3 protein-coding genes and 1 pseudogene are annotated in these 3,663 nt (G+C 40.6%); 2 read left to right on the forward strand and 2 right to left on the reverse strand.

The window, feature by feature from the left end; all coding sequences use genetic code 11:
* Positions 1-954: 954 nt before the first annotated feature.
* Positions 955-1,515 carry a hemerythrin domain-containing protein gene (locus ABD07_RS14610; RefSeq protein WP_160818904.1) on the reverse strand — a complete coding sequence of 187 codons (561 nt, stop codon included), beginning with the start codon at positions 1,513-1,515 and terminating at the stop codon, positions 955-957.
* A 148-nt stretch (positions 1,516-1,663) separates the two neighbouring features.
* Between ABD07_RS14610 and ABD07_RS14615 the strand changes: the two genes are divergently transcribed.
* The gene (locus ABD07_RS14615) at positions 1,664-1,912 is read left to right on the forward strand and encodes a hypothetical protein (protein WP_240142594.1); all 249 of its coding nucleotides are present in this window, start codon (positions 1,664-1,666) and stop codon (positions 1,910-1,912) included.
* Here ABD07_RS14615 and ABD07_RS15150 read toward each other — a convergent pair.
* A pseudogene (locus ABD07_RS15150) lies at positions 1,873-2,818 on the reverse strand (Y-family DNA polymerase); the annotation flags it as partial. The gene ABD07_RS14615 and the pseudogene ABD07_RS15150 overlap by 40 nt on opposite strands.
* Before the next feature lie 124 nt (positions 2,819-2,942).
* On the opposite strand from ABD07_RS15150, the gene ABD07_RS14625 reads away from it, so the two are divergent.
* Positions 2,943-3,617, forward strand: coding sequence for an SOS response-associated peptidase (locus tag ABD07_RS14625; RefSeq protein WP_160818905.1), 675 nt, complete (start codon positions 2,943-2,945; stop codon positions 3,615-3,617).
* The last annotated feature ends 46 nt before the right edge of the window (positions 3,618-3,663 follow it).

Below are 3,663 nucleotides of genomic sequence, written 5' to 3' on the forward strand. Positions count from 1 at the left end.
CTTATCTTCATTTGATTAGCTTTACAACTAAGCTAATCTACTACAGCCCCTTGGTTTAAATAATGAGCCTGATCAAGTATTGTTTACCTAGCTGGTTTGTCGGGGTTTTTACCTGATGGAACACTTGTATTTGGGCCAATATCACCTGGGTTTTCATCGAATTTACTTGGATCTATATCAGAATTGTGCATTACTTCTCCAGTAGGTGCTTTCTCCGCGGCATCTCGTTTGTCAGGATTGTTACGCTTTATTTCAGCTTTTTCCTCGATTTTTTTCAGAGTCGATTTTTTTTATTCATATAATTAATCCAAACCCGTTAAATTTTAATAAATAACTACAATAAATATGTAAGCTGTAAAGTCGTAAAAATTATTCGTTCATAATTCCTTAAAATAATATACACATATCCAAAATATAAAACTTTCTTTCATAGATAACTTTGAATTTGATGTTGGAATTTTTCACTTTCTACAGAATTTAGATAACTCTTTTCCAGTAACAGGCTTTAGTTTTTCTAAAGTTGTATTCTGATTAGAATTTGCCCGAAAACGGTCTGAATGAATTTCTCGCTTTTTAAATTTTTCCAGATCTATCTTCTTTTCCGTCTATCTGATCTTGAAGATCGACACTTATCCGCTTCTCAGTCATGCAATTTTTCCTAAACTTGATGATTACCTTGAGCTTCCGATTGTTTATCCAAAGTAAAGATTTTATTAGGCTGAGATATTTCTTCAGATTCATTTTTCATTTTTTTCTTTCATATCCTTATCATACTCAACAAAAACGGATATGCTCATAATGAAGAATATGCCAGTTATAAAAATATATAGAATTTTTTGTGTGATTAAAATCATATATACCATCTAATATGATGAATATATTTCTCTAATAAATATATTCATCGATACGGATACAAGCATAGTGAAAAGAAACCCACCGAAGCGGGTCATTCTATTAAGAATTTTTTCTATGAATAGTTTCCGACTTCTTAGGAGAAATGGTATTTGTTTTAGGGGGAGATTTTTTTAATTCAGAATCTTTATGATCTTGTTTATAATTTATTACTTCTTGCCCTAATTGATCTAGATCTACGTTAGAATCTTTTAATTGGGAAAACATCTCTTTTTCTTCTTCTTTAACATGATGCTCAATATATTCCTTTAAAACGGTAACTTTCGCATCATAATGGCTTTCCTCTGGACTCATAACTTGTAATTCGGCTATCAATTTTTTTGCGCCTGCGTGTTCGACATCTGCCTCGTCCATAAGATCTTCATCTTCTATCGCTTCTCTTGCTGCAGGATAAACTATTGCTTCTTCAACCAATGCATGGAGAGTTAATTCTGTACATATCTGCTGCACAATTTTTGCTTTTTTGTCATTGCTATCTTTTTTTTCCTGAAGTTCTTCATATTCTGCAAAAAGCGATTTAACTTTTTTATGATCTTCTTTTAAGAGATTAATCACATCTGTTCGAGTAGTCTGATTTTTATTTCCAACGATTTGGTTTGTCATAATGAAATTTTTTCTTAGAGTGAGCGGGAATTAATTATGCTCAGATATATAAGTACCGTATGTACGCAAACAAACAGATGTGTATGTAAATGCAGTTGGCAAATGTCCATTTTGTGGCATTTCTGATTGAAGATATATCCTCTTGCGTATGAAATCAGAGCATTTCGCTAATGCGCGCTCGGTTCGTAACGCTCTTGATCGTGCTCGGCTTCGGCAAGAAAATCAATTATTTTCTGGAACAAAGAAATCATTATCTAAAATTGATCTCATAGCATTTGAGGGGGAAGATATTCTAGACAAGCCGCGCCGGTATATTTTTCTCAGCCCCCATATCGCCGCCTTCGTCAGCACAATGGTGCTGGATGTTTGCGTCGGCGGTATGGTTATTTCGTTGTAGTAATTCTCGCTTGGCTTATTGAACCGGCTGGTGTGGATGAATATCGTTAATCTTCCGGCAAAGGATTGCTGGCGCCGCAGTTTCTCCGCAGCGCGGCTGACATACAGCGATACCGCCTCTTCCAGACTAACCAGATCAGTCACTTTGATGCCAAACGAGCGGGAGCAAACGATCTCTTTCTTTGGCGGAGTGACTTCTTCCAAATCGATGCAGGATGTACCATTGAGCTCGCGCACAATCTTTTCCATGTTGACCGAGAAGGCGCTACGCATGACAATGGGCGAGGCCTGTTTCAGGTTCCACACCGTATTGATATTCAACGCATTCAGCTTGGGCGCGAGCTTACGCCCGATTCCCCATATCTCCCCGACTTCAACCCTTTGAAACCAGTCATCTTGCCGGTATTGCGTCATTTCATTCAGGTTACAAACGCCGTTGAATTGCGGTTTTTTCTTTGCGATGTGATTGGCCAGCTTTGCGAGCGTCTTTGTCGAGCCAATCCCGACACAGACAGGCAAGCCGGCACACTGCTTTATTCTTTGCCGGATACTGTGCCCATAATTTGTAAGATCACGGAAACCGGTCAGGTCAAGAAAGCACTCGTCAATGGAGTACACTTCCTGGCTTGGACTGAGTTGCCCGAGAATGGTCATCACCCGGCTACTCATATCGGCGTACAACGCATAGTTGGATGAATAGGCAATGATGCCGTGCTTCTTGGCCAGGTCTTTAAGTTGAAACCACGGCTGCCCCATCTTGACGCCAAGCGCTTTCGTTGCTTCTGGCCACAGCGCATCCGTCATTATTGGACAGCACCACCACCGGCTTGCCTTCCAGTTTAGGATTGAATACACGCTCGCAACTGACATAGAAATTATTGACGTCGAACAGGGAAATATTTTTCATGTTAAATACCTTTTTTGATTTCCGTTCGGTATTCAAACATGAAGAAATATCCGAGTCAATCTTGACTTATAAAAGTCAGTTGGTTCATCATCTGGCGACAGAAATCATATAGGCGGCACTTAAAATGTGTGGACGCTTTGCATTGGATTATCCGGAGTCGATACTCAAGAACTGGTATACCGTTGATTCCTTCCCTGATCTTTTCCCTCGATACAATATCGCGCCTCTGTCCGATATTCTGGTGATCCGTGAAACCGAAAGTAAACGCGAAGCAACGATGATGCGCTGGGGTTTGGTTCCAAAATGGATCAAAGATTTAAAGGAAGCGCATGTCATCAACAATGCGCGCGCCGAAACAATCTCAACGAAACCGATGTTCAAGTCGGTCTACCGCAAACGCCGCTGCATCATACCCGCATCGGGTTTTTACGAATGGCAGCTACTGAAGGATGGTAAGTACAAACAGCCAAACTTCATCACCGCAGTGGATGAATGCCCAACTTCGTTCGACGGGATATGGGAAATAGCCACAGTCGATGAGAAAACAATAGAGAGCTGCGCAATCATCACGACCGGATGCAATGATTTAATGCGACCGATTCACGACCGCATGCCGGTAATACTTCCCCCGGAATCATTCGATACTTGGCTTAAGCCGGTAGAATTTCCCGATGATATTATGAGTTTCTTTCTAAAACCCTATAAATCTGAGCTGATGCAAGCATGGCCAGTATCCACGGCAGTCAATAAAGCAAGCAATCAGGGCAAACAGTTAATCGATCCTATTCCTGCGGCCTGATTCTCTGAATGCATTGAAGGCGCCAAACCCGCCCCGAGCGGGTTTT

The organism is Nitrosomonas oligotropha, from assembly GCF_009833085.1.
Lineage (GTDB): Bacteria > Pseudomonadota > Gammaproteobacteria > Burkholderiales > Nitrosomonadaceae > Nitrosomonas > Nitrosomonas oligotropha.